Origin of the sequence: Amycolatopsis regifaucium (genome assembly GCF_001613935.1) — a bacterium.
GTDB lineage: Bacteria > Actinomycetota > Actinomycetes > Mycobacteriales > Pseudonocardiaceae > Amycolatopsis > Amycolatopsis regifaucium.
The window spans coordinates 93,374-118,168 of record NZ_LQCI01000014.1; the positions used below are offsets into that span (position 1 = coordinate 93,374).

The 24,795-nt window shown below is 68.8% G+C and carries 24 protein-coding genes; 9 read left to right on the forward strand and 15 right to left on the reverse strand.

Translation table 11 applies throughout. From position 1 onward, the window contains the following. Window positions 1-17: 17 nt before the first annotated feature. The 3 genes from AVL48_RS17305 to icmF are packed head-to-tail and all read right to left on the reverse strand — an operon-like array spanning window position 18 to window position 5,129. Window positions 18-1,007, reverse strand: coding sequence for a TIGR03557 family F420-dependent LLM class oxidoreductase (locus tag AVL48_RS17305; RefSeq protein WP_061990238.1), 990 nt, complete (start codon window positions 1,005-1,007; stop codon window positions 18-20). Continuing rightward, window positions 1,004-1,849 carry an LLM class F420-dependent oxidoreductase gene (locus tag AVL48_RS17310; protein WP_061990240.1) on the reverse strand — a complete coding sequence of 282 codons (846 nt, stop codon included), beginning with the start codon at window positions 1,847-1,849 and terminating at the stop codon, window positions 1,004-1,006. The genes AVL48_RS17305 and AVL48_RS17310 overlap by 4 nt, the downstream gene beginning before the upstream one ends. A gap of 43 nt (window positions 1,850-1,892) precedes the next feature. Beyond that, the gene (gene icmF, locus AVL48_RS17315; RefSeq protein ID WP_061990242.1) at window positions 1,893-5,129 is read right to left on the reverse strand and encodes a fused isobutyryl-CoA mutase/GTPase IcmF; all 3,237 of its coding nucleotides are present in this window, start codon (window positions 5,127-5,129) and stop codon (window positions 1,893-1,895) included. A 135-nt stretch (window positions 5,130-5,264) separates the two neighbouring features. Here icmF and AVL48_RS17320 point away from each other — a divergent pair, with 135 nt between their 5' ends. The 3 genes from AVL48_RS17320 (at window position 5,265) to AVL48_RS17330 (ending at window position 6,938) form a co-directional block, all read left to right on the forward strand. Beyond that, window positions 5,265-5,603: an ArsR/SmtB family transcription factor gene (locus tag AVL48_RS17320; RefSeq protein WP_061990244.1), complete on the forward strand. Its 339-nt coding sequence runs from the start codon at window positions 5,265-5,267 to the stop codon at window positions 5,601-5,603. Between the two features lie 13 nt (window positions 5,604-5,616). After that, complete coding sequence (locus AVL48_RS17325; protein ID WP_061990246.1) at window positions 5,617-6,267, forward strand: DUF899 domain-containing protein; 651 nt, start codon at window positions 5,617-5,619, stop codon at window positions 6,265-6,267. A 116-nt stretch (window positions 6,268-6,383) separates the two neighbouring features. Then, window positions 6,384-6,938, forward strand: a complete 555-nt coding sequence (locus AVL48_RS17330) for a dihydrofolate reductase family protein (RefSeq protein ID WP_061990248.1) — start codon at window positions 6,384-6,386, stop codon at window positions 6,936-6,938. A gap of 47 nt (window positions 6,939-6,985) precedes the next feature. Here AVL48_RS17330 and AVL48_RS17335 read toward each other — a convergent pair whose 3' ends face one another. The 4 genes from AVL48_RS17335 to AVL48_RS17350 are packed head-to-tail and all read right to left on the reverse strand — an operon-like array spanning window position 6,986 to window position 12,200. Further along, window positions 6,986-7,549, reverse strand: a complete 564-nt coding sequence (locus tag AVL48_RS17335; protein ID WP_007033694.1) for a GTP-binding protein — start codon at window positions 7,547-7,549, stop codon at window positions 6,986-6,988. Window positions 7,550-7,577: 28 nt separating this feature from the next. Further along, window positions 7,578-8,324 (reverse strand): DUF742 domain-containing protein, encoded by a 747-nt coding sequence (locus tag AVL48_RS40090; protein ID WP_244162298.1) that lies wholly within the window; start codon window positions 8,322-8,324, stop codon window positions 7,578-7,580. A gap of 7 nt (window positions 8,325-8,331) precedes the next feature. Continuing rightward, window positions 8,332-8,784 (reverse strand): roadblock/LC7 domain-containing protein, encoded by a 453-nt coding sequence (locus AVL48_RS17345; protein WP_005166055.1) that lies wholly within the window; start codon window positions 8,782-8,784, stop codon window positions 8,332-8,334. Continuing rightward, entirely contained in the window at window positions 8,781-12,200 is a 3,420-nt protein-coding gene (locus AVL48_RS17350) for a sensor histidine kinase (RefSeq protein WP_061990252.1), read from the reverse strand. Before AVL48_RS17350 ends, AVL48_RS17345 begins: the two co-directional genes overlap by 4 nt. Window positions 12,201-13,172: 972 nt before the next feature. On the opposite strand from AVL48_RS17350, the gene AVL48_RS17355 reads away from it, so the two are divergent. Further along, on the forward strand, window positions 13,173-13,595 hold the full coding sequence (locus AVL48_RS17355; RefSeq protein WP_061990254.1) for a DUF485 domain-containing protein: 423 nt from the start codon (window positions 13,173-13,175) through the stop codon (window positions 13,593-13,595). Further along, window positions 13,592-15,166 carry a solute symporter family protein gene (locus AVL48_RS17360; protein WP_061990256.1) on the forward strand — a complete coding sequence of 525 codons (1,575 nt, stop codon included), beginning with the start codon at window positions 13,592-13,594 and terminating at the stop codon, window positions 15,164-15,166. The genes AVL48_RS17355 and AVL48_RS17360 overlap by 4 nt, the downstream gene beginning before the upstream one ends. Here AVL48_RS17360 and AVL48_RS17365 read toward each other — a convergent pair. Beyond that, a complete protein-coding gene (locus AVL48_RS17365; RefSeq protein ID WP_061990262.1) occupies window positions 15,147-15,734 on the reverse strand; it encodes a TetR/AcrR family transcriptional regulator in 588 nt (195 codons plus the stop codon). The genes AVL48_RS17360 and AVL48_RS17365 overlap by 20 nt on opposite strands. A gap of 137 nt (window positions 15,735-15,871) precedes the next feature. On the opposite strand from AVL48_RS17365, the gene AVL48_RS17370 reads away from it, so the two are divergent. Further along, on the forward strand, window positions 15,872-17,293 hold the full coding sequence (locus AVL48_RS17370) for an MFS transporter (RefSeq protein ID WP_061990263.1): 1,422 nt from the start codon (window positions 15,872-15,874) through the stop codon (window positions 17,291-17,293). On the opposite strand, the gene AVL48_RS17375 is transcribed toward AVL48_RS17370, so the two are convergent. The 5 genes from AVL48_RS17375 to AVL48_RS39560 all read right to left on the reverse strand — a co-directional run bounded on the left by AVL48_RS17375 (window position 17,290) and on the right by AVL48_RS39560 (window position 20,281). Then, window positions 17,290-17,643 carry a DUF3817 domain-containing protein gene (locus AVL48_RS17375; RefSeq protein WP_061990258.1) on the reverse strand — a complete coding sequence of 118 codons (354 nt, stop codon included), beginning with the start codon at window positions 17,641-17,643 and terminating at the stop codon, window positions 17,290-17,292. The two genes, AVL48_RS17370 and AVL48_RS17375, sit on opposite strands and share 4 nt — an antisense overlap. Window positions 17,644-17,666: 23 nt before the next feature. Continuing rightward, window positions 17,667-18,044 carry a hypothetical protein gene (locus AVL48_RS17380; RefSeq protein WP_061990260.1) on the reverse strand — a complete coding sequence of 126 codons (378 nt, stop codon included), beginning with the start codon at window positions 18,042-18,044 and terminating at the stop codon, window positions 17,667-17,669. A gap of 230 nt (window positions 18,045-18,274) precedes the next feature. Then, on the reverse strand, window positions 18,275-19,159 hold the full coding sequence (locus tag AVL48_RS17385; RefSeq protein WP_061984225.1) for a lytic transglycosylase domain-containing protein: 885 nt from the start codon (window positions 19,157-19,159) through the stop codon (window positions 18,275-18,277). Between the two features lie 131 nt (window positions 19,160-19,290). Continuing rightward, the gene (locus tag AVL48_RS17390) at window positions 19,291-19,773 is read right to left on the reverse strand and encodes a hypothetical protein (RefSeq protein ID WP_061984223.1); all 483 of its coding nucleotides are present in this window, start codon (window positions 19,771-19,773) and stop codon (window positions 19,291-19,293) included. A 352-nt stretch (window positions 19,774-20,125) separates the two neighbouring features. Continuing rightward, entirely contained in the window at window positions 20,126-20,281 is a 156-nt protein-coding gene (locus AVL48_RS39560) for a hypothetical protein (RefSeq protein ID WP_162182762.1), read from the reverse strand. A gap of 133 nt (window positions 20,282-20,414) precedes the next feature. Between AVL48_RS39560 and AVL48_RS17395 the strand changes: the two genes are divergently transcribed. After that, window positions 20,415-21,200 carry a crotonase/enoyl-CoA hydratase family protein gene (locus tag AVL48_RS17395; RefSeq protein ID WP_061984221.1) on the forward strand — a complete coding sequence of 262 codons (786 nt, stop codon included), beginning with the start codon at window positions 20,415-20,417 and terminating at the stop codon, window positions 21,198-21,200. A gap of 10 nt (window positions 21,201-21,210) precedes the next feature. Beyond that, window positions 21,211-21,747, forward strand: coding sequence for a GNAT family N-acetyltransferase (locus tag AVL48_RS17400; RefSeq protein WP_061984219.1), 537 nt, complete (start codon window positions 21,211-21,213; stop codon window positions 21,745-21,747). Here the strand turns inward: AVL48_RS17400 and AVL48_RS17405 are convergent. Both AVL48_RS17405 and AVL48_RS17410 read right to left on the reverse strand, forming a co-directional pair. Beyond that, complete coding sequence (locus AVL48_RS17405; RefSeq protein WP_061984218.1) at window positions 21,744-22,892, reverse strand: CaiB/BaiF CoA transferase family protein; 1,149 nt, start codon at window positions 22,890-22,892, stop codon at window positions 21,744-21,746. The two genes, AVL48_RS17400 and AVL48_RS17405, sit on opposite strands and share 4 nt — an antisense overlap. A gap of 28 nt (window positions 22,893-22,920) precedes the next feature. Beyond that, window positions 22,921-24,072, reverse strand: coding sequence for an acyl-CoA dehydrogenase family protein (locus AVL48_RS17410; RefSeq protein WP_061984216.1), 1,152 nt, complete (start codon window positions 24,070-24,072; stop codon window positions 22,921-22,923). A 106-nt stretch (window positions 24,073-24,178) separates the two neighbouring features. On the opposite strand from AVL48_RS17410, the gene AVL48_RS17415 reads away from it, so the two are divergent. Then, window positions 24,179-24,793, forward strand: coding sequence for a TetR/AcrR family transcriptional regulator (locus AVL48_RS17415; RefSeq protein WP_061984214.1), 615 nt, complete (start codon window positions 24,179-24,181; stop codon window positions 24,791-24,793). Window positions 24,794-24,795 lie beyond the last annotated feature (2 nt).

Here is a 24,795-nt window from a genome sequence, read left to right on the forward strand (position 1 = left end):
TCGCGAATCGACACGCTTCAGGCGGTCAGCTTCGGAAGCACGTCCCGCCCGAACGTCTCGATGAACTCGTCCTGGTTCCGGCCCACGTTGTGGAGGTAGATCCGGTTGAAGCCGGCGTCGACGTACTTCTGCAGCGCCGCGCGGTGCACGTCCGGATCGGACGAGACGACCATCCGGCCTTCGAAGTCCTCGCGCCGCACCAGTTTCGCCATCTGCGCGAAGTCGAACGGCGAGCGGATGTCGGCCTTGGGGAACTTCATGCCGCCGTTGGGCCACTGGTCCATCGCGTTGGCCCACGCCGTTTCGTCGTCCTCGGCCCACGACAGGTGCACCTGCAGCAGTTTCGGCATCGAGTCCGGGTCCTTGCCCGCCTTGCGCGCGCCGGTGCCGAAGTTGTCGAGGATTCCGGCGAGTTTCTCGATCGACGCGCCCGGCGTGATCAATCCGTCGGCGAGTTCGCCGGTCTTGCGCGAGGTGTACGGGCCCGCCGACGCGATGTAGATCGGCGGCGGCTCGTCAGGCAGGGTCCACAGCCGGGTGGTGTGCAGCTTGAAGAACTCGCCACTGTGCTTGACGTCCTTGCCGGTGAACAGTTTCCGGATGACCTCGAGCGCCTCGAACATCCGCCGCACCCGCTCGGGCGCTTCCGGCCAGTAGCCGCCGATGATGTGCTCGTTGAGCGCTTCACCGGAGCCGATGCCGAGCCAGGTCCGGCCGGGGTAGGTGGCCTCCAGCGTCGCCGCGGCCTGGGCGACCATCGACGGGTGCAGCCGGAACGACGGACAGGTCACCCCGGGGCCGAGGTCGCCGGTGGTGTTCTCCGCCAGCGAGGCGAGCACACTCCACACGAACGAGGCCTCGCCCTGCTGCGGAACCCAGGGCTGGAAGTGGTCGGCGGCCATTTGGCCGGAGAAGCCGTGCTGTTCGGCCAGCGCCGCCAGCCGGATCGACTCGCGCGGCGAGAACTGCTCGAGTGCCGCGGCCAAGCCGATTTGAACCTCAGTCACGCTTGCTGCCCCTTTCGAAAGCTCTCGGCGACCTTCGTGTACTGGTCGAGTCGTTCCAGTGTCTCCGCTTCGGGCTCGGTCGGCAGGAAGAGCGTCGCCTCGTCGACGCCACCGCTCGCCAGCGTGCCCAGCGCGTCCTCCTTCGGCGAAGCGCCGAAAGCGGAGAACTTGACGTCGCTCCGGCCCTGGTCCGCCAGCCACTGGCGGGCCTTGCGCAGCTCCTCCGGCGGGGTGTGGGCGTGCGGCAGCCAGCCGTCACCGAACTTCGCGATCCGCCGCATCGCCTTCTCCCCCGCGCCGCCGATGTAGATCGGCGGATGCGGCTTCTGCACCGGCTTGGGCCACGCGAAGATGGGGTCGAAGTCGACGAGCTTGCCGTGGAACTCCGCCTCGTCCTTGGTCCAGATCTCCTTCAGCGCGGCCAGCTGCTCGTCGACGAGCGCGCCCCGCGTCTGCGGATCGGTGCCGTGGTTGCGCATTTCCTCCCGGTTCCACCCGACGCCGACGCCGAAGAGGAACCGGCCGCGCGAAACCAGGTCCAGCGAAGCGACCTCTTTCGCGGTGTGGATGACGTCGCGCTGCTGCAGCAGCGCGACGCCCGTGCCCAGTTTCAGGTTCGACGTGGCCCCGGCCGCCGCCGTCAGCGCGACGAACGGGTCCAAGGTCCGGTAGTAGATCCTCGGCAGCTCGCCGCCACCCGGGTATGGCGTTTCCCGGCTCACCGGGATGTGCGAATGCTCCGCGATCTGCAGCGAGCTGAACCCCCGCTCCTCCACCGCGGCGGCGAGGACGTCCGGCCTGATGCCTTCATCGGTGATGAAGGTGGCGATTCCGATCTCCATGTCCAGCAACTACCCGGACACGCGCCGCGATATTCCCGCGGCCCTAGACGTTGCGGCGGTACTGCCCGCCCACCTCGAAGAACGCCTCGGTGATCTGGCCGAGCGAGCACACCCGGGCCGCGTCCATCAGCACGCCGAACAGGTTTCCGCCCCGGGTCGCCGCCTCGCGCAAGGTCTTGAGCGCGACCTGCGCCTCGTCGTGGTGGCGGCGCTGGAAGTCTTCGAGCCGCTCCAGCTGCGACCGCTTCTCCTCCTCGGTCGCCCGCGCGAGTTCGACCTCGACGTCGTCCTCGCCGGCGTTCGGGTTGCGGAAGGTGTTGACGCCGATGATCGGCAGCGTGCCGTCGTGCTTTTGGCGCTCGTAGAGGATCGACTCGTCCTGGATCTTGCCGCGCTGGTAGCCGGTCTCCATCGCGCCCAGCACGCCGCCGCGTTCGGAGATCCGGTCGAACTCCAGCAGGACGGCCTCTTCGACCAGATCGGTCAGCTCGTCGATGATGAACGAGCCCTGCAACGGGTTCTCGTTCTTCGACAGGCCCCATTCCTTGTTGATGATCATCTGGATGGCCATCGCGCGCCGCACCGAGCTCTCCGACGGCGTCGTGATCGCCTCGTCGAAGGCGTTGGTGTGCAAGGAGTTCGCGTTGTCATACAGCGCGCACAGCGCCTGCAGCGTGGTGCGGATGTCGTTGAAGCTCATCTCCTGCGCGTGCAGCGACCGGCCGGAGGTCTGCACGTGGTATTTGAGCTTCTGCGAACGCTCGTTGGCGCCGTAGCGCTCCCGCATCGCGACCGCCCAGATCCGCCGCGCGACCCGGCCCAGCACCGAGTACTCGGCGTCCATGCCGTTGGAGAAGAAGAACGACAGGTTCGGCGCGAAGTCGTCGATGTCCATCCCGCGCGCGAGGTAGCTCTCGACGTAGGTGAAACCGTTCGACAGGGTGAACGCCAGCTGCGAGATCGGGTTCGCCCCGGCCTCGGCGATGTGATAGCCGGAGATCGACACCGAGTAGAAGTTCCGGACGCCGTGCTCGATGAACCATTCCTGGATGTCGGCCATCATGCGCAGGCTGAACTCGGTGGAGAAGATGCAGGTGTTCTGCCCCTGGTCCTCCTTGAGGATGTCCGCCTGCACGGTGCCGCGGACGTTGCGCAGCGCCCATTCACGCAGCTCGGCGCTCTCGGCTTCGGACGGCTCGCGGCCGTGTTCGGCCTTGAACGCCGCGACGCGCTGGTCGATCGCGGTGTTGAGGAAGAAGGCGAGGATCGTCGGCGCCGGGCCGTTGATCGTCATCGACACCGAGGTGCTCGGCGACGTCAGGTCGAAGCCGTCGTAGAGCACCTTCATGTCTTCGAGCGTCGCGATGGAGACGCCGGAGGTGCCGACCTTGCCGTAGATGTCGGGGCGGGTGTGCGGGTCGTGCCCGTACAGCGTCACCGAGTCGAACGCGGTCGAAAGGCGCTTCGCCTCGGAATCGGCCGACAGCAGCTTGAAGCGTTTGTTGGTGCGGAAGGGATCGCCCTCACCGGCGAACATCCGCGCCGGGTCCTCACCCTCGCGTTTGAACGGGAAGACACCTGCGGTGTAGGGGAAGTACCCGGGCAGGTGTTCGCGGCGCAGGAACGACAGCAGCTCACCGGACTCGGTGTAGCGCGGGAGCGCCACGCGCGGGATCCGGTTGCCGGACAGCGTGTCGCGCCAGAGCTGGGTGTGCAGTTCCTTGTCGCGGATCTTCACGACCAGCTCGTCGGCGCGGTAGGACTCGGCGAGTTCACGGAAGCGCGCGAGCAGGTTCGTCGACTCACCGTCCACATCGGACTCGGCCGCGGCGAGCAGGCCGTCGAGCGCGTCGGTGCTCGCGTCGACGGTGGACAGCGCCTCCTTGGCGGCGACGAGGTGCTCGTACTTGCGCAGTGCGGCGACCTGCTGCTCGGTCTTGGCGTGGTAGCCACGGAGGGTTTCGGCGATCTCCGCGAGATAACGCGACCGGTTGGCCGGGATGATCGTGCTCGCGTCGGTGGAGACCTTGCCCTCGACCTTCGGCAGCACGCCGGGCGAGACGGTCAGGCCACGTTCGGCGAGCGTGTCGCGCAAGTGCTGGTACAGCGCGGTGACACCGTCGTCGTTGAACTTGGCGGCACTGGTGCCGTAGACCGGCATGTCCTCGGGCGAGGAGCTGAACGCCTCACGGTTGCGGACGAGCTGGCGCGCGACATCACGGCGGGCGTCCTCGGCGCCGCGGCGCTCGAACTTGTTGATCGCCACCGCGTCGGCGAAGTCGAGCATGTCGATCTTCTCCAGCTGCGACGCCGCGCCGAACTCCGGCGTCATGACGTACAGCGACTGGTCCACGTAGTCGACGATGCCGGCGTCACCCTGGCCGATACCCGGCGTTTCGACGATCACCAGGTCGAACCCCGCGGCCTTGCAGGCGAGGATCGACTCCGAAAGCCCGGTCGGGATCTCCCCGCTGGTGGTCCGGGTGGCGAGCGAACGGAAGTAGACCGGGCTGCCGTCGAGGCAGTTCATCCGGATCCGGTCGCCGAGCAGCGCTCCCCCGCCCTTGCGACGCGACGGGTCGACGGCCAGCACGGCGATGCGGAGCTTGTCCTCCTGGTCCAGCCGGAAGCGGCGGATCAGCTCGTCGGTGAGCGACGACTTGCCGGAACCACCGGTTCCGGTGATCCCCAAGACCGGCACCTGGCGCGCCTTGGCGGCTTCGGTGATTTTGTCGAGCCACTCCCGGGACAACGTCTCGCGCTGAAGCTGGGTGATGACCCGGGACAACGCGGGGATGTCACCCGAAAGCAGTTTGTCCAGCGAGCCCGGCGAGTGCGCGGACAGGTCCGTGTCGCAGGCCTTGATCATCAGGTTGATCATGCCCGGGAGGCCCAGCTCGTAGCCGTCCTCCGGCGAGAAGATCCGCGCGACGCCGCGCGAGTGCAGCAGGTCGATCTCCTCGCGGACGATGACGCCGCCCCCGCCGCCGAACACCTTGATGTGCCCGGCGCCGCGTTCGTTCAGCAGCTCGACCAGATAACTGAAGTATTCGACGTGCCCGCCCTGATAGGCGCTGATGGCCACGCCCTGGACGTCCTCGGCGATGGCCGCGGTGGCGACCTCGTCGACCGACCGGTTGTGCCCGAGGTGAACGACCTCCGCCCCCTGCGACTGCAAGATGCGCCGCATGATGTTGATGGACGCGTCATGCCCGTCGAAGAGGCTCGACGCCGTCACGAAGCGAACGGGGTTCACGGGCCGGTGCAGGTCGCTGGTCATGACTCCAAAATACTTGGACTTCCTACTATTTCAAACCCATCTCCGCGCGTGACGGCGCTCTCACTCGTCCTTGACAGATCGACACACGCCAGTATATTCAACCGAAAGGTTAAACAACCGATTGATTGAGCAGCGATGACCACTGATCAGCTCAGCGCCACGTTCGCCGCACTGGCGGACCCCACCCGGCGCGCCATCCTCGCCCGGCTCGCCACCGGCGAAGCCAGCGTCAACGAGCTGGCGGAGCCCTTTCCGGTCAGCCTCCAGGCCATCTCCAAGCATCTGAAGGTCCTCGAGCGGGCGGGACTGATCAGCCGGAGCAAGACGGCGCAGTGGCGGCCCTGTCGCTTGGAGGCCGCGCCGCTCGGCGATGTCGCCGACTGGGTCGAGCGGTACCGGCGCTTCTGGGAAGGCGGCTTCGACCGCATGGAACAGCACCTCGCGGCACTTCAGAAGGACCACGAAGAAAACTGAGATTGGGGAACCGATGACCACGGCACTGCCGGAGATCGTCTCGCAGGAAGAATGGCAAAGCGCGCGGGACGCATTGCTGATCAAGGAAAAGGAACTCACCCGGGCCGCGGACGCGGTCGCCGCCGAACGGCGACGGCTGCCGATGGTCCGCTTCGACGGCAAGTACGAATTCGAGGGACCTCGGGGGCGGGTCACCCTGCTGGACCTGTTCGAAGGACGCCGTCAGCTGATCGTCTACCACTTCATGCTCAACCCGGGCCAGAAGGCGGGCTGCCCCGGTTGCTCGCTGGTCGTGGACAACATCGGCCACCTCGCGCATCTGCACGCCCGCGACACCACGCTGTACGTGGTCGCGCCGGCGACACTGCCCGAGATCGAGCGGTACAAGGAGCGGATGGGCTGGACCGTTCCGTGGGTCTCCACCGACGGCAACGACTTCAATCCGGACTGCGGGATCGACGGCGGTTTCGGTGTCAGCGTGTTCCTGCGGGAGGGCGACGACGTGTTCCGGACCTACTTCACCACCGCACGCGGCGGGGACCAGCTGGTGTCGACGCTGCGGTACCTGGACCTGACGCCGCTCGGGCGGCAGGAGGCGTGGGAGGAATCCGGCCGCGGGACCGACGGGCCGGGTCACTGGTGGAAACGCCACGACGAGTACTGAGTCTCCGCATTCAGTCCTCTCAATGCGGAGAGGGCATGTCGAGAACCCCGGCTCCGCTCCGACCCCTCGGTGTCCGGCGCCCGGAAGGCGGGCGCCACACCGAAAGGGTTACGGCCATGCGCAAGCTCGTCTACGCCGTTCACACCTCGCTCGACGGCCGCGTCGAAGGCCCGGGCGGCGAGTTCGACTGGGCCGCGATGGGCCCGGAGCTGTCCGCCCACTCCCAGGAACTGGTCGACCGCGCCGACACCTTCGCCTACGGGCGACGGGTCTGGGACATGATGTCGTCGTACTGGCCGCAGGCCGAATCGATCTCCGACCACCCGCACGACCTGCGGTTCGCCCCGATCTGGCGGAAGACGCCGAAGATCGTCTTCTCCAGGACACTGGAGAGCGCGGACTGGAACACCGAAGTCGTGGCGGGCGACCTCGCCGAACGCGTGACCGAACTCAAGGGCAGGCCCGGCAAGGATCTGCTGCTGATGGGCGGGGCCGAACTGGCCGCCACGCTCGCCGACCTCGGCCTGATCGACGAGTTCCACGTCGTCGTGCACCCGGTGGTACTCGGCGGCGGCAAGCAGGTGCTCGCCGGCGGAGCGCGCACGGACCTGCGGCTGACCGGCACCCGGACGATGGACGGGCGCGCGGTCTTGCAGACCTACGAAAAGTGAGGTGAGGTGTCCCCCGGGCGGCAGCCCCTACGCTGCCGCCGTCAGGTTCACCTCGCGTTGCTCGCCCGCAAGGCGATCCACTGCCGCATGGCGTATTCGACCAGCGTGATCAACGTCTGCTTCGTCGACTCCCGTTCCCGGGCGTCACAGCGGACGATCGGGATGTTGGGGTCGATCGACAGCGCTTCACGCACGTCGTTGATGTCGTGTTCGAGGATGCCGTCGAAGGTGTTGACCCCGACGATGTAGGGCAGGCCCCGGTCTTCGAAGAAGTCGATCGGGGCGAACGAGTCGGCCAGCCGCCGCGTGTCGGCCAGCACCACGGCGCCGATCGCGCCGCGGACGAGGTCGTCCCACATGAACCAGAACCGCTGCTGCCCAGGCGTGCCGAACAGGTAGAGGATCAGGTCCGCGTCGAGGGACACGCGGCCGAAGTCCATCGCGACCGTGGTGGTCGATTTGTTGGGCGTCTGGTCGAGGTTGTCGATCCCCCGACTGGCGTCCGTCATCATCGCCTCGGTGGTGAGCGGGACGATCTCCGACACCGAACCGACGAAGGTCGTCTTACCCGCACCGAAGCCACCCGCCACGACGATCTTCGCGGATGTCATGGTCGGGGGCGCGGTTTCCCGCGGTGCCTTAAAGCCGACGGAGTCCACTCAAAACCCTTTCCATCAACACCAGATGTGCCTCGGCGCCGTCATTGCCCGAAATCGTCTTGTGCACGCTGACCAGTCCCGCGTCCGCCGCGTCGCTGATCAGCACGCGTGCCACACCCAGCGGTACCCGCAGGGTCGCCGCGATCTCGGCGACCGAGCGCGGGGTCCGGCACTCCTCGATGATCGAAACGCACTCGATCTGCTCCGTGGCCCCCGCGGGGAGGCTACCCGCGGCGACGTGGTCCTTGGTGGAGATGAGCGTCTCCAGCTCAAGAGCGTAGTTCGCCTTGGTCCGGCCGCCGGTGAGGGCATAGGGACGGACGATCGCCGTCTCTTCGAGCGGTGACGGCCCCTGCTCGAAGACGGCGGGCATGATGAACTCGCCACTGGGCGGGCCCGGGTCGAAAAGGCCACCTGGTCTCGGCCCGACGGCACCTGCGCCGCTGTCGGGTGGAGAAGCAAGTGAGGTCACGCGGTCTCCTTGATCGGTCGGCTGCGGGACTGCCGATTCCCCGGCGGCGTGTGCTCCGCCGGCCGGGAAATCCTCGGACTGCTTGCTCTTCTTGCGCTTCCGACGACCACGGCCCGAATCCAGGGTGAAGCCGTTCAGGACGTCGGCGAACGTGCCGTCGTCCCGTGAACCGGCAGCATTGGCAACCCCCGCGCGCGGAGGCTGGCTATCCCCCGTCCCCGGCTGTTCACCGAAGGATCCGGACCCGGTGCTCATCGAGACATCATCCCACCGGTTCGCCGATCAGCGACCCACCGGCGCCCTGCAATTGCGCGCGAAGTTCCGGAGTGAGGATCTGACCGACGCGGTCGACGAGCATCGTCATCTCGTAGGCGACCTGTCCGATGTCGCAGTTCGGGGCGGCGAGGATGGCCAGGCAGGAGCCGTCGCTGATCGACATCAGCACCATGATGCCGAGTTCCATCTCGACGACGGTCTCGTTGACCGCGCCTGCCTCGAAACACCGTGCGGCACCCTGGGTCAGGCTCACCAGCCCGGACGCGACCGCGGCCAGCTGGTCCGCCCGGTCGAGCGGGAGCCTGCTGGACGCGGTGAGCAGGAGGCCGTCCGCCGACACGACCACGGCGTGCGCCACTCCGGGCACCCGCTCGGCGAAGTCATTCACCAGCCACCCGAACTGGTTCTGCTGGGGCTGGGCCGGGTTCGGCGAGGTCATTCACCCTCCAGGGTTTCGTGGTTGGCTTCGGTCGCCTGGGCCGTGCGGTGCCGTCCGCGCTGGATGCCCTGCTGGAAACTGCTCAGGCGGCCTCGCACGTCGTGCGCGTCTCGCTGTGGTCGGGGGGTGACCGCCCCGGCGGGGGGTCCCGCGCTGCCCGGAAGCAGTTGCTCCCCGCGACGGCGCCTGGGTAATCCTGCCGAAGTCATCTTCGAGGGCACTGACTGGGACACCGCTTGGGCGGCCTTCCAGCCCTCGTCGGAGCCGAAGTTCCACGCGTCGGTCCGTTCGACGGCGGTGGCGGGCTCCGCTTCCGGCGTCGCTGCCTGCGTGTTCTTCTCCGGACGCCGGGTGGGCAGCGTGGCGGGCGGCGTGGCCGGCCGGGCGGCCGTCTCCGCCGCCTTGGCGGTCTCGGATGCCTCAGGAGCCTTGGCGGGTTCCGGGGTCACGGCCGTCTCGGGGGCGGGAAGCTGCGTGGTGGCGGGCGCGGCCTTGCCCGCGGCCTCCTTGCGGCCCCGTTTGACGCCCTGCTGGAAGCTGCTCAGCCTGCCGCGCACGTTCGCGGGGTCGCGGACCGGCAGCTCCGACTTGGCGGTGGGTTCGGCGGCCGGGACCGACGACATCGCGCTGCCCGGCAGGAGCTGCTCGCCCTTGCGGCGTCGCGGCAACCCGGCCTGGGTGAACGTCGACGGGGCGGTCTGGGAGACCTCCTGGACCGTACGGAAGGCCTTGTCGCTGGCGAAGTCCCAGTTGCGGGCTTCCTGCTCGGCGGCGGAACCCGCCTCGGCGGCCGGCTCGGCGACCTTCTTCTCGGCAGGCTCCTTCTTCTCCTGCTTCTCCTTCTTGTCGGCGGGTTCGGCCGCGGACTTCTCCGGAGCGGGGGCGGGCGAACGGAACCACGCCGAAAGCATCTCGTCGAAGATCGGCGTCGTCTCCGACGCGGTGGGCGGCGGGACCACCGGAGCGGCGGGCGGCGCCGCCTGGCTCCACCACTCGCTCAGCGTGGTGCCGTTCTTGGCCTCGAACAGTTCCTTGCCGCTGGGCAGCTCGCCTTCAGGCGCGGCCTTCTGCGGCTCGGCGGGCTTTTCCGCTTCCTTCGCGACCGGCTCGGGTTCGGCGGCGGGCTCCGGCTCCGGCAGGCGGGACTCCGGCGCCGACGGCGGCTGGGCGGGCGGAGGGGTCGTCTCGTCCTTGGGGATCGGGCTGAACAGCGCCGTTCCCGAGATCTCGACGTCCGACGGCGGCCGCGGTTCCTGGGTGTGCCCGTTCAGCCCGGATTTGGTGTGCCCGGCCAGATCGCTCGCCGACGGCCACCTGTCGCCGCCCTGCGACGGCACGCTCGGCATCGCCGGCCGCGAGCCGTTGGCGGGACGCTGGCGGCGGGGCAGGCCGCCCGGCTGCAGCGGCGCGAGGCGCTGGGTGATCGGGCCGGTGGCGGGACCGGGATCCCCGGCGGGCACCATCACCAGATCCGCCGGGACCGAGACGGTGGCGCGCACGCCGACGATGTCCTTGCCACCGTGCAGCGAGACACCGATGCGGTGCCTGCTGGCGAGCCGTCCGACCACGAACAGGCCCATCCGGCGCGAGGTGGTGAGGTCGACGTTGGGGGCCTCGGTGAGCCGGGCGTTGGCCTCGGCGACCTCGGCCTCGTTCATCCCGATGCCCTTGTCGAGGATGTCGATGCCGAACGAGCCGTCTTCGAGGAGCCGGGTCGCGACGGTCACCTGGGTCTCCGGGGCGGAGAAGGCGGTGGCGTTGTCCAGCAGTTCGGCGATCAGGCGCATCAGATCGTTGGCCGCGTACCCGACCAGCCGGACCGGTGGCGGGTTCTGCACGGTGACCCGTTGGTACTGCTCGATCTCGGACACCGCCGCGCGCACCACGTCGCTGGCGGAGACCGGCTGCCCGGACCGCCTGCCGGGCTCGGCGCCGGAGAGGACCATCAGGTTCTCGTTGTTGCGGCGCATGCGGGTGGCGAGGTGGTCCAGCTGGAACAGCGTGGCGAGCTGGTCGGCGTCCTCCTCGTCGCGCTCCAGCCGTTCGATCAGCTGCAGTTGCCGCTGCACGAGACTCTGGCTGCGGCGGGAGAGGTTGACGAAGACGTTGCTGTAGCCGGCCCGCATCGAGGCTTGTTCGGTGGCCAGCCGCAGGGCCTGGTGGTGCACCTTGTCGAAGGCCCTGGCGACCTCGCCGATCTCGTCGTCGCTGCCGACGGGGACCGGCTGGACGTCGGTGCCCTGCGAGCGGCCCTCCTGGATGTTGCGGACCGCGTCGGGCAGCTGCTTCTCGGCGACGTCGAGCGCGCTGGCGCGCAGCACCTTCAGCGAGCGCAGCAGCTGGCGGGTGATGAGGAAGACGACGGCGACGGCGAGCACCATCGCGCCGAACAGCAGGACCGCGAGCAGACCCGCGCCGCTGCTGGCGTCGTCGACCAGTTCGGCCGACACCGCGTTCGCCCGCGCGCCGAACTTGTTCGCGACCTCGCCGACCTTGGTGAGCATCGAGTTCGACGCGTCGGTCCAGGCCTGCGCGGACAGCTTGCGGAACGCTTGTCCGGCGGGGGTGCCCTGGTCGCCGAGCGCGGTCTTCGCGAGCCTGTCGCGCGTCTCCATCGCGTCGTCGCTGACGACGGCGGCGAACTCCTGGCGCTGCTGTTCCGAAGCGGCGGCGCGGAAGTCGGTGAACCGGTCGGCCAGCCGCAGCTCGGCGGTGCGGACCTGGTTGAGCTCGCTCGGCGCGAGGCCGGAGCGGGCGATGCCGAAGGAGACCAGCGCCTGGCTCAGCGACAGCTGTTCCTTCATCACGGCGAGGTCGTGCAACGCGGCGGGGGTGCCGCCGAGGGCGTCTTCACTGGCGCCCGCGGCGAGCGCGGTGTCGACGGCGAGCAGCGCGGTGGTGACGTCGGTGTACTCGCCGATGGCCTGGACCGGGTCGAGCTGACCGGCGGAGGCGCGCTGCCGGATGTCGGCCAGCTTGTCCAGCTGCTCGGCCGCGGCGTCCTTCGCCCGGGCGAGCGACGGCTCGGTCTCCACGGCCCTGGTCGCGGCGGCGCGGTACAACGGAATGGCCGTGTCGACGTCGCCGCGGGCGGAGGCGAGTTCGAGGGTGCCGCCGACCGTGCCGGCGGTGAGCCCGGCGGCGGACTGGGTGCGTTCGCGCCCGAGCCCGTCGGCGAGCGTGCGGATCTGCCCGCTCAGCGCGACGAGGCGGTCGAGCCGCTGATAACCGTCGGAACGGCCGACCTGGCTCGCGATGGTGGCGATGCCCAGCGCGAGCGCGATGAGGATCGGCACCAATGTCACGGCCGACAGCTTCACCGGCAGGCTCCAGTCCCGCCAGCGCACGAGCGCGCGCCAGCCGGTGGCCCACCGCGATGGCCGGGGAGTGCGTCCCAGCAGCTCCCCGACAGGCACTTGGCCTTCTCCTGCAACGGTCACGTAGGTGACTCCCTGTCCGGCGTCCTGGCACGGTTTGAGGCGTCCGTTCCCGCGAGGAAGCTACCCGCGGAGAACTCGGCCCCGGCCTGGCCCCGTGATCGACCGCGACCGGGGAGACCCTGTCCGGCGATCCGGGTGTCCCCAGGGCCACCGGTCCGCTCCGGAAGGGCTTGCACCTGCACGTGCAGGTCGCAACCTGCGAAGTGCATGGTCGTCGAGATCAACTTTTCTGTGCCAATCGATCACTGCTGGTCAGCCGGGCCAAAGAATCGTACACCAATCCGGGTACCGTCAATTCCGTTCAGCACACGAGGGCTGACCTGCGAAAAGTGCATCTCCGAACGATGTACAAGGCGCGAAAACCGGCTCCGCGTCACAAACGAGGGAATTCCGGTCACAGGTTGCGCTGGCGCAGCGGGTGTCCGGGTCACCCGATCAGCCTACGCTCGGTAGCCGCCTCGCCCGGTCGAACTACTGTCCGTACCCCCAACGGGTGGGTCAAGCGCAAATGTGTGCCCGATGTTGTGGCCTTGCCGTTCCGGTCGGCTCGATCTCCCCGACGTAGGTGATTTCTTTCGGGATATCGCGTGAGCCAGGGGATCTTCCCCGCCTCGTGATGGCGGGCAGAGTATCGAAGCCGGGGGCGACCCGGAACCAAGGCTACGATCTGTCACCAGATTGAGGGACGCAGCGTGGTCAGCCTCAACCATTTGCCGCAGTGCTCCGTTCGGGCGACGACCGCGCGTGACAAAAGGTCTCACTATTACGAGTGATAAAGGCGCGATCATTTCGTCCGAAACGAATTCCCGGAACCCAATTGCGACCGGAAAAGGAATACCCGCGCTTGCGTTCACGGAAGCGGGGTCGCCTTTTCAGCACACCCGAAGGCGTAGTTAGTATGTGCGCTCCGTACCGCGCCCGGATGCCAGCAAGCCCCGGAGGACCCCCATGCCCGACGTCGCGCGTCCCTTCGCGGCGAGCAACGCGCTCGAGGACACCGGGCAGATGCCCGCGCTGTTCGTCCGCGGGCGACGGCCCGCGCCCGCGCCGCCCCGCAGCACCGGCCCGGACTTCGACCGGATCCAGCACGGCAAGGAGTTCGTCGCGCTGCGCAAGTCCTTCCGGCGGTTCGTGTTCCCGATGAGCCTGCTGTTCTTCACCTGGTACATGACGTACGTGCTGCTGGCGGCCTACGCGCACGAGTTCATGAGCCGGAAGGTGTTCGGCGAGGTCAACGTCGGCATCCTGCTCGGGCTCGGCCAGTTCGCCAGCACGGTGCTGATCACGATCGCCTACCTGAGGTTCGCCAACAAGCGGCTCGACCCCAAGGTCGAGCGGCTGCGGGCGTCGGTCGAGGCGGGTGAGCGATGAGCATCCCCGACAACGACCCGGTCCTGAACATCGTGGTCTTCGCGCTGTTCGTCGCGATCACCCTGTACGTGGTGTACCGCGCCAGCACGCGCAATTCCTCCACTTCGGACTACTACGCGGCGGGTAGCGCCTTCACCGGGCGGCAGAACGGCATCGCGCTCTCGGGTGACTTCCTCTCGGCGGCCTCGTTCCTCGGCATCGCCGGTGCGATCGCGATCCACGGCTACGACGGCTTCCTGTACTCGATCGGGTTCCTCGTCGCCTGGCTGGTCGATCTGCTCCTGATCGCGGAGCTGCTCCGCAACACCGGCCGCTTCACCATGGGCGACGTGCTGAGCTTCCGGATGAAGCAGCGCCCGGTCCGCGCCGCGGCCGCGACGTCGACGCTGGTGATCTCCTTCTTCTACATGCTCGCGCAGATGGCGGGCGCCGGTGGGCTGGTGGCGTTGCTGCTCGACATCCACGGCGGGATCGGCCAGGCACTGGTGATCGGCGTCGTCGGCATCGTCATGGTGCTGTACGTGCTGGTCGGCGGGATGAAGGGCACCACATGGGTGCAGATCATCAAGGCCACCATCCTGTTGCTGACCGGTGCGCTGATCACCGTGTTCCTGTTCGGCAAGTTCGGCTTCAGCTTCTCGAACCTGCTCTCGGCCGCCGCCGACAAGAGCCCGCTCGGCGACGAGCTGCTGCAACCCGGCGGCTCCTACGGCAAGAGCGAGGTCACGAAACTCGACTTCGTCTCGCTGGCACTGGCGCTGGTCCTCGGCGCCGCCGCGCTGCCGCACGTGCTGATGCGCTTCTACACGGTGCCGAACTCACGCGAGGCGCGGCGCTCGGTGGTGTGGGCGACCGCGTGCATGACCGTCTTCTACCTCTGCACACTGGTCATCGGCTTCGGCGCGGCCGCGCTGGTCGGCCCGGAGGCGATCAAGAACGCGCCGGGCGGGGAGAACTCCGCCGCACCGCTGCTGGCACTGAACATCGGCGGCACCGTGTTGCTCGGCGTCGTCTCGGCGGTGGCCTTCGCGACCATCCTCGCCGTCGTCGCCGGGCTGACGATCACCGCGTCGGCCTCCTTCGCCCACGACGTCTACGCCAACATCTTCAAACACGGCAAGGCGGAACCGGTCGCGGAGGTCCGGGTCGCCCGGCTGACCGCGGTCGCCGTCGGGGCACTCGCGATCGTGGGCGGCATCCTGGCGAACGGGCAGAACATCGCCTTCCTGGTGGCGCTGGCGTTCGCGGTCGCGGCGTCGGCGAACCTCTCGACGCTGCTGTACTCGCTGTTCTGGAAGCGGTTCAACACCACCGGCACCCTGTGGGGCATCTACGGCGGGCTGATCGCGAGCCTGGTGCTCGTGTTCTTCTCGCCGGTCATGTCCGGGGCCGCGGATTCGATCGTCAAGAGCGTCGACTTCCACTGGTTCCCGCTGAAGAACCCGGGCCTGGTGTCGATCCCGTTCTCGTTCCTGTGCGGCTTCGTCGGCACGTTCGCCGGGCGCTCGAAGGCCGATCCGGTCAAGCACGCCGAGATGGAGGTGCGGTCCCTCACCGGGATCGGCTCCTGATCGGCGTCCGGAGGCCGTCCAGCACGACCAAGAGCAGCCGTTTCGCGTCCTCCGGCGACGCCTTGCTCGCGGCCGAACCCACCCCGTGGCCCAGCCGCAGGATGTCGATGCCGGTGACGTCCTCCCGGAGGACGCCCGCGTCCTGAGCCGCCTTCACGATCGCGTCGGACGCCGACCGCAGCCGCGACTGGCACCACGCGAAGACCTCGGACCCGGCATCGACGGACGCCTTCAAGGTCATCGCGAGACCGTGCTTCTCGACCACGTAGGCGACGTGCGTGGCCAGCCACGCTTCGAGCGCCTCGCCCGGCGGCAGCTGGTCGAGCAGGTCGAACGCGTGCTGCGCCATCCCGTCGATCTCGTCGCGATAGACGGCCTCGATCAGCTTTTCGCGGGTCGGGAAGTGCCGGTACAACGTGCCCGCGCCGACCCCGGCGCGTTTGGCGATGTCGTCGGCGGGCACGTCCACGCCGTCGTCGGTGAACGCCTTCTTGGCCACGGCCACGATGCGCTCGTAGTTGCGCCGCGCGTCCGCGCGCATGGGCCGGGCCGGATCGGCCGTGACCATCTGCACCTCCTCGGGCGACGAAAACGGAGACATTCTCCGAATCCACTTGCGTAAGCGGAGACAGTCTCCATATCATCGCTCACGACCTCAAGTGGAGAGTCTCTCCGCTTCATCTCGTTACGTCTTTGGAGTATTCCTTGACCGAGCGAACCCTGCGTACCGAGCCTAGGCCGGAGACGGCACCGGCCCCGCCGCGTCCGCACCGGCTGGTCCTCCCGATCGTGCTGACCTGCCAGCTCATGCTCATCCTCGACGCGACGGTGATGAACGTCGCGCTCCCCCGCGTCCAGTCCGACCTCGGCTTCACCGACACCGGCCTGTCCTGGGTGATGACCGCGTACAGCCTCGTCTTCGGCGGTCTGCTGCTCCTCGGCGGCCGGGCGGGCGATCTGTTCGGCCGCCGCCGGATGTTCGTCGTCGGCGCGGGCGTGTTCACCGCCGCCTCCCTGCTCGGCGGCCTCGCCGGCTCGGCGGAAATACTGATCGCCGCCCGGATCGCGCAAGGTGTCGGCGCGGCGCTCGCCGGTCCGAGCACCCTGGCGCTGATCACCAGCACGTTCACCGAAGCCAAGGAACGGGTGCGCGCGCTGGCGTTGTTCTCGGCGATGTCCAGCAGCGGTTTCGCGATCGGCCTGCTGCTCGGCGGACTGTTGACCGAATGGATTTCGTGGCGCGCGGCGCTGTACATCAACGTCCCGTTCGGCCTCGCGATCGTCTTGCTCACCTCGCGGTATGTCGCCGATCCTCCCCGGCGGCGCGCCCGGCTGGACCTGCCCGGCGCGCTCACCGGCACCCTCGGCGTCGGCTCGCTCGTGTTCGCCTTCACCCACGCCGCGTCACACGGCTGGGGCGACACGATCACCCTCGGCGCTCTCGCCGCCGGATTGGCCTTGCTCGCCGCGTTCGTCACCATCGAGACGCGGGTGAGCCAGCCGCTGATCCCCTTGCGCCTGTTCGCCGACCGCGACCGCGCCGCGGCCTACGTCAACTTCTTCCTCGGGCCGATGGCGATGATGTCGATGTTCTTCTTCCTGACCCAGTTCCTGCAGGACATCGCGGGCTTCGCCGCGCTGGAGACCGGCTTCGCGTTCCTGCCGATGGCGGTCTGCATGTTCCTGCTCAGCAGGCTGATCCCGAAACTGCTCCCCCGGTTCGGGCCGAAACCGCTCGCGCTGACCGGCACGGCGTTGATGACCTCCGGCGTCGTCTGGCTGACCACGCTCGCCACGGACAGCGGCTACTTCTCGCATCTGCTCGGGCCGATGCTGCTGATGGGCGTCGGCGCGGGACTGGCGTTCTCCCCGCTCAGCGTGATCATCATGGCGACGGTGCCGACCGAGGACGCGGGTGCGGCCGGTGGCGCTTTGCAGACGTTGCAGCAGGTCGGGGCGACGCTGGGGCTCGCGATCCTGATCACCGTGTTCGGCGCCGTGACGCGGACGCCGTCCGGAAGCCCGGCGGAGACCACGGTCGGCGGGATGACCGCCGCCTTCACCGCCGCGGCCGTGGTGACGGCGGTGTCGTTCCTGGTGGCGCTGACCTTCCGGCGCCGGGCTTAGAGCTTCAGACCCGCGTCGACCTTGTGCGTGACCTTGCGCTCCATCACGAACGAGAAGAACGGGATGCAGCCGGCGATCAGCACGAGGAGGGTGCCCTTCATCGACCAGCGGGCCTTGATCGCGAGGTCGACCGCGAGCAGCAGATAGATCAGGTAAAGCCCGCCGTGGACCATGGGGATCATCTTCACGAACTGGGGAAGTTCCACGCGGAAGACGTACTGCAGCAGCATCTCGACGACCAGCCCGAGCAGAGCGACACCGGTGGCGTACGCGGCGACGCGGAACCGGATCAGCGGCCCGCCCAGCGAGACCGAGCGGGCCGGGGCGGCGTCGTCAGTTCGGGTGGTCATAGGGTCTCGAACCTCTCTGGGAACTACTCGTCGCGGGCGTTGAGTTCGCGCAAGTACCTGTTGTAAGCGGCGAGCTCGTCGTCTTCGGGAACGGGCGGGCGGGGCGCCGGAGCGCGCCTCTGCCGGGGTGCGGGCACTTCGGCGACGGCGGTCTCGGCCGACTGCTGCGGGGTGTCGGCCTCCGCGGCCTGGCGGCGAAGCTTGCGGATCCGCCAGAACATGAATGCGGGGAACAGCCCGAACAGCGGCCATTGCAGGACGTAACCGAGATTTTGGAAGGTCCCGCTCGCCGAGGAGAACCGCTCCCACTGCCACCAGGCGAGCCCGCAGCACAGCGCCAGGCTCACCAGGCAGACGCCGGCGATGCCGAGACGGCGCAGGGTGGCGGACGGAGCGGGCACGCATCGACGCTAGCACTGCCGGTGGTCCGAAACTCCGCCGACCAGGGCACTCGGGACCTTGGTCCCGGCTCCGGCCTCGTGAGTAACGACTCGGGTCAGAACCCTCTCTCAGGTACCTACTCGTCACCCGCGGTCTTGCTCGCGTGAAGTACATGAAGGCCCCCTTCCTTGCGCTAGGCGCAAGGAAGGGGGCCTTCATGTACTGGGACTCCGGACGAGGGTCAGGCCAGTCAGGAGCGGGACTGCACGGCCTTCGCGTAGTCGTCCGCCAGCCCGAAGACCTTCTGCGCGTACTCCGTCGAGTTGTTGTACGACAGGATGCCCTGCCACCACCCCGAGGCGGCCGACATGTCGCGGTTGTTCACGCACAGGTAGCGGGCCGCCGCGAGCGACGCGTCGTCGATCTGCTGCGGGTCGCCGACGCCGTCGCGGTTGCCGTCTGCGGCGTAGCGGCGCCAGGTTCCGGGGATGAACTGCATGGGGCCGACGGCGCGGTCGACGGCCGCGTCCCCGTCGAACTGACCGCCGTCGGTGTCCCCGATCGCCTTGACGCCGGGTGAGCCGTCGAGCGGGACGCCGATGATCGGTTTCGACGGGCGGCCGTCCTGGCCGAGGATCGCGCCGCCGTACTGACCGTGGTTCGACTCGATCCGGCCGATGCCGGCGAGCGTGGCCCACGAGATCTTGCAGTTCGGCTGCAGCTGGCGCATCGCCAGCTCGGCGGTGCCGTAGGCGAGCAGCGCCCTGGCCGGGATTCCGGTGGCCTGCGCCGCCCGTTCGGTCCAGGCGGCCAGCGGGTCCTTACCCGGTTTCGGCTGCGCTTGCTGCGGCGAGGTCTGCTGGGCGGCGCCACCGGCGGGCGTGGCGTTGACCGGGACGACCGTTCCCGGTTTCACGTCCGCCGCCTTGACCTGGAGAGCGGGGATCTCCATCGTCGTCGGGCTCGCGACCGGGGCGGACGCCTTGGTCACCAGCCAGATGCCGCCCCCGGCGAGGCCGAGTACGGCCAGTACGACCACGAGCCGGACGAGAACGGCGGTGCCCGCCCCGCGACGTGGCGGAACGGGCTTGGCCGGGTCGTCGACGAGCTCGTCGTTTTCCGGGGTGGTGCGCACGAAGCGAGTCCTCCAGCCTGGGCGGCGATCACGACCGATGCTCGAACAACGAGCCCGCGCAGGTTAGCGTTACGCGGTTGCCGGGATCGCCTCTGCCACGCCGGTTCACCCGCGCGTGCGAGAAGTTCTCATCAGGCGGACTTCTGCTGCCTCGCCAGCCGTGCCACGCACCAGGCCGGGGCGCTGCCGCGGCGAAGGTGCTGCAAAACGGTCATCGGGCCGAGTCGACGGCTCAGGTCGGCCGGGGCGAGCCCGGCCGCGCGGTAGTCGAGCGCGCGCTGGTCGAGCGGGCTGATGCCGGCGTCCCACCAGGCTTCGGCCTCGGCGACACCGCCGACCATCTGCCACCAGCCCGCGGCGGCGACGAGCAGGTCCTGCGGGACATCGGGAAGACGGCTGCGCATGGCGTCGAGGTAGCCGGGGTCGGCGGCCTCGACCGGCGCCCAGCGCGCCTGACCGGACTGCTGACGCTGGCCGGGGATCCCGGGCGCCTGACGGGGCGCGTCGGCGAGCCACGCGGACGCGATGCGGTCGACCTCCCGCTCCTCGGGGGTCTGCTCGCGCTCGGCGGCCCACTGCCGGATCAACGCGTCGACTCCGGGATCTCCGGTCATCCCTGCCTCCTCATGATTCCCCGACTGACAAGTCCTGACTTACTTGCCCGGCTGAATGTCCCGCTTCGCCCTGAGGCTCGCACCTGCGGAAACTCTTCGCCCAGGAGGCCGGCTCCGGCGCCTGGAGGACCAACCGATCACGCAATGTGAGCACCGTAGGGGCGCGGAGGTCTCTTCCGCCAGAGCTTCCCGGCCACGAATTCGTCGACCTGCGGGTTTCGGGGGTCAATCCACCCGGATGGTCGAGTCGCCCGACCGAAATCCGAGGCCGGTGACAGTGAGTGATATCCGCAGGTGGCTGCGCACGGTGAGCACCGGCGTCACCACGGACACCGGTGATCGGCACGACAGGTCAGGAGAAGAGGCTCCGTACGAACGTCACGATGGCTTCAGCACCGGAGCGGAGCCAGCCGAGCGCGGTGTGGACGGCGTCGGCGGATTGGGTCGGCCTGCTGATCAGAAAGAAGAGCACGAGCGCGACGACAGCGATCACAACGAATTTCTTCAAGCCGGGCGACATGGCTCCATCCCATCACACCGTAGTGTCCAGACGATGACTCCGCGCGCACTGCGGACTTTGTCACCACTTTAAGGAGAACGGGGTCCGGTTGCCCACCCTGACCCGCCCGAGGGAGCGATAGATGAGCGAAAACGTTCTCATCCACCGGGACGGTCCGGTGACGACGATCACCTTGAACCGGCCGGAGGCCCGCAACGCGGTGGACGGCCCGACCGCCGCCGCGCTGGCGGACGCGTTCCGCGCCTTCGACGGCGACGAGGAGGCCGCGGTCGCCGTCCTCACCGGTTCGGGTGACGCCTTCTGCGCCGGAGCGGATCTGAAGGCCGTCGGCACCGACCGCACCAACTCGCTCAGCCCGGCGGGTGACGGCCCGATGGGGCCGACGCGGCTGGCCCTGTCGAAGCCGGTGATCGCCGCGGTGCGCGGGCACGCCGTCGCGGGCGGCCTCGAACTGGCGCTGTGGTGCGATCTGCGGGTCGCGGACTGCACGGCCGTCTTCGGCGTGTTCTGCCGCCGCTGGGGTGTCCCGCTGATCGACGGCGGCACGGTGCGCCTCCCCCGGCTCGTCGGGCACTCGCGGGCGATGGACCTGATCCTCACCGGCCGTCCGGTCGACGCCGACGAGGCACTCGCGATCGGGCTGGCGAACCGCGTCGTACCCGACGGAGAGGCGCTGAGCGCCGCGCAGGCCCTCGCCCGCGAGCTGGCGGCGTTCCCGCAGGCGTGCCTGCGGGCGGACCGCAAGTCCGCGTACGGCCAGTACGGGCTTACCGAAGAAGAGGCGCTGCGGGCCGAATTCTCGAACGCGCTGATCGGCGGCGGGCTCGCCGAAGAAGCCGTCGAAGGCGCGAGCCGATTCAGCGAGGGCGCGGGGCGTCACGGCAGTTTCGACGGCCCGAGGTCCTAATGTCTGTCAGATGACAGAAACCGGAGTCGCGCTGAGACCGGTATCCGAAGAAGACCTGCCGATGCTCGAAGCCCTCACGAACGATCCGCGGGCCGCGGGCGAGTTCGAATGGCACGGCTGGCACGACCCGCATTTCCTGCGCCGCCGCTGGACCGAGACCGGCATGCTCGCCGCGGACAACGGAATGCTGATGATCGACCTCGACGGCCAGCGGCTCGGTTTCGTCTCCTGGCACAAGACCAGGTCCGGCTCGACGTCGTACTGCTGGAACGCCGGCCTGGTACTGATCCCCGAGGCACGCGGCCACGGGTACGGGACCGAGGCGCAGCGGTTGCTGGTCCGCTACCTCTTCGCGCACACGCAGATGAACCGCGTCGAGGCGTCGACGGAAGCGGGCAACGCCGCCGAGCAGCGCTCCCTGACAAAGGCGGGCTTCACCCGCGAAGGGGTGCTTCGCGGCTACGCGTTCCGGGACGGGGCCTGGCGCGACCACGTCCTCTATTCGATGCTGCGGTCCGACCCGGACCCCGCCCCGGAACCTCGCTAGACGATCGTGTCCGCGGCCTTGAGCCGCTCGACACCCTCGGCGTCCACCCCGAGTTCGGCGAGGACGTCGGCGGTGTCCGCGCCCTTGGGTCGCGGCGGTTCCGGCGTCTCCGCCGGGGTCCGGTCGAACCTCGGCGCGGGCGCGGGCTGCACCACCCCGCCGATGTCGACGAACGTCCCGCGCGCCACGTTGTGCGGATGCGACGGCGCCTCGCCCGGCGCGAGCACCGGCGTCAGGCACGCGTCGGTGCCTTCGGCCTTCGCGACCAGTTCGTCGCGGGTGTGCTTCGCGACGGCTTCGGCGACGATCTTGCGCAGCTTCGGCCACTCGTTCTTGTCGACGTGGACCGGGGTTTCCTCGGGATCGAGCCCGAGGACCTTCACCAGGTCACCCCAGAACCGCATCTCGATCGCGCCGATGGCGACGTACTTGCCGTCGGCGGTCTCGTAGGTGTCGTAGAACGGCGCGCCGCCGTCGAGCATGTTCTCGCCGCGTCCGCCCGGCCAGAGCCCGGAGTTCAGCAGGCCGTGCAGGCTGGTGGTCAGCAGGGCGGCCCCGTCCACCATGGACGCGTCGACCACCTGCCCCTTGCCGGAGGACTGGCGTTCGAACAGCGCCGCCAGCACGCCCATCGCCAGCAGGAGACCACCGCCGCCGAAGTCGCCGACGAGGTTGAGCGGCACCACCGGCCGCTGTCCCGCGTGCCCGATGGGTTCGAGCGCGCCGGAGATGCCGATGTAGTTGATGTCGTGCCCGGCGACGGTGGCCAGCGGCCCGTCCTGGCCGTAACCGGTCATCCGCCCGTAGACCAGCCGCGGGTTGCGGGCGTGGACCTGCTCCGGCCCGATGCCCATCCGCTCGGCCACCCCGGGGCGGAAGCCCTCGATGAGCACGTCGGCCTCGTCGGCGAGTTTCAGCACCAGCTCGACCCCCTCGGGGGTCTTGGTGTTGATCCCGATCGACCGCCTGCCCCGGGCGAGCGGATCGTTCGGGAAGCCGATCACGTCGTTGCCCGGGGTCGCCCGGTCGACCCGGATGACGTCCGCGCCGAGATCGGCGAGGATCGTGCAGGCGAACGGCGCCGGGGCCAGCCCGGCCAGTTCGACGACCTTGAGCCCGCTCAGCGGGCCGGCCTTCTTCGCCACGTCTTTCCTTCCTACGCCAGCGGAGTGCTCAGAGCGTGCGGGAGATGATTTCCTTCATGATCTCGCTGGTGCCACCGAAGATCCGGGAAATCCGGATGTCGGCCCACGCGCGCGCGATGGGGTACTCGGTCATGTAGCCGTAGCCGCCGAAGAGCTGCAGGCAGTCGTCGACGACCTTGTTGACCCGCTCGGTGGTCCACAGCTTCGCCATCGCCGCGCCCTGTACGTCGAGTTCCTTGCGCAGGTGCCGTTCGATGCACTGGTCGAGGAACGCGCGGGACACCGCGGCCTCGGTCGCGGCCTCGGCGAGGGTGAACTTCGTGTTCTGGAAGTTGTAGATCGGACGGCCGAAGGCCTGCCGGTCCTTGGTGTAGGCGATGGTCTGGTCGATCGCCGCCTCCATCCCGGCGACCGCGGTGACGGCGATGATCAGCCGTTCCTGCGGAAGCTGCTGCATCAGCTGGATGAAACCGAGGCCTTCCTGCTCGCCGAGGAGGTTCGCGGCGGGCACCCGGACGTCGTCGAAGTTCAGCTCGGCGGTGTCCTGCCCCTTGAGGCCGATCTTGTCGAGGACGCGGCCGCGGCTGAAGCCCGGCGTGTCGGTCTCGACGGCGATCAGCGAGACACCCTGCGCGCCCGCGTCCGGATCGGTCTTCACCGCGACGACGACGAGGTCGGCGTGGAAACCGTTGGTGATGAACGTCTTCGCGCCGTTGATCACGTAGTGGTCGCCGTCGCGCACCGCGCGGGTCTTGATGTTCTGCAGATCCGAACCGGTGCCCGGTTCGGTCATCGCGACCGCGCCGACCATCTCGCCGGAGGCGAACTTCGGCAGCCACGCCTTCTTCTGCTCTTCGCCCGCGTACTCGAGGATGTAGTGCGCGACGATTCCATTGTGGACGGTGACACCCCACGCGCTGTCGCCGGAGCGGGCCTGCTCTTCGTAGAGCACCGCCTCGTGGGCGAACGTGCCGCCGCCACCGCCGTACTCCTCCGGGATGGACAGGGCCAGCAGGCCGACATCGCCCGCCTTGGTCCACAGCTCTCGGTCGACCTTCTTCTCGGCCGCCCAGCGCTCCTGGTTCGGTACGAGTTCCTTCTGGCAGAAGGTCCGGGCGAGGTCCCGGAGGTCTTCGAGCTCCGTCGTGCTCCACGAACTCTTCTGGATCTGCAAGGGCACGGCCAACGCCTCCTGATCAGGACCTGGAAAACATGACGCTTAGGATGTAAGTTCCAAGCGGAATGTACATCCGTACCGAGCTGCACGTAAAGAGGGGGCGGAGTCCGTGGCCGTACTGGGCAGAACCCACCGGACACAGGCCGAGCGGCGCGAGCAGACCCGCACCGCCCTGCTCGACGCGACCATCGACTGCCTGGTCGACCTCGGGTACGCGCGGACCTCGGTCCAGGAGATCTGTGCCCGCGCCGGCGTCTCGAAGGGCGCCGTGCAGCACCACTTCTCCGCGAAGGCCGAGCTGATGGCGGCCGCCGTCGAGCATCTGACCGGGAAGCTGCGCGGACGCCTCGCCGAGTCGATCTCCGCCCTTCCCGGTGGTGCCTCCGGCGTCGCGGCGGCGATCGACCTGCTGTGGGAGGGCTACTCGGGCACACTGTCCACGGCCGCCACGGAACTGTGGGTCGCGGCGCGGACCGATCCCGAACTCCGCGAAGCGATCCGCCCGGTCGACCGGGCACTGGGCCGCTCGACCCTGGAGCACGTCACCGCGATCGCCGGGGACCTGCCGAAGGAACGCGCCGAGATCTTGTTCTGGCTGACCGTGAACCTCACCCGAGGGTTGGCGCTGGACGCCGAACTCGGCGGTGATCCGAAGCGGCGGCGGCAGTTGCTCGACGAATGGAAGCGCGTCGCGGTGATGTTGTACGAGGACGCGTCCCCGTAGGC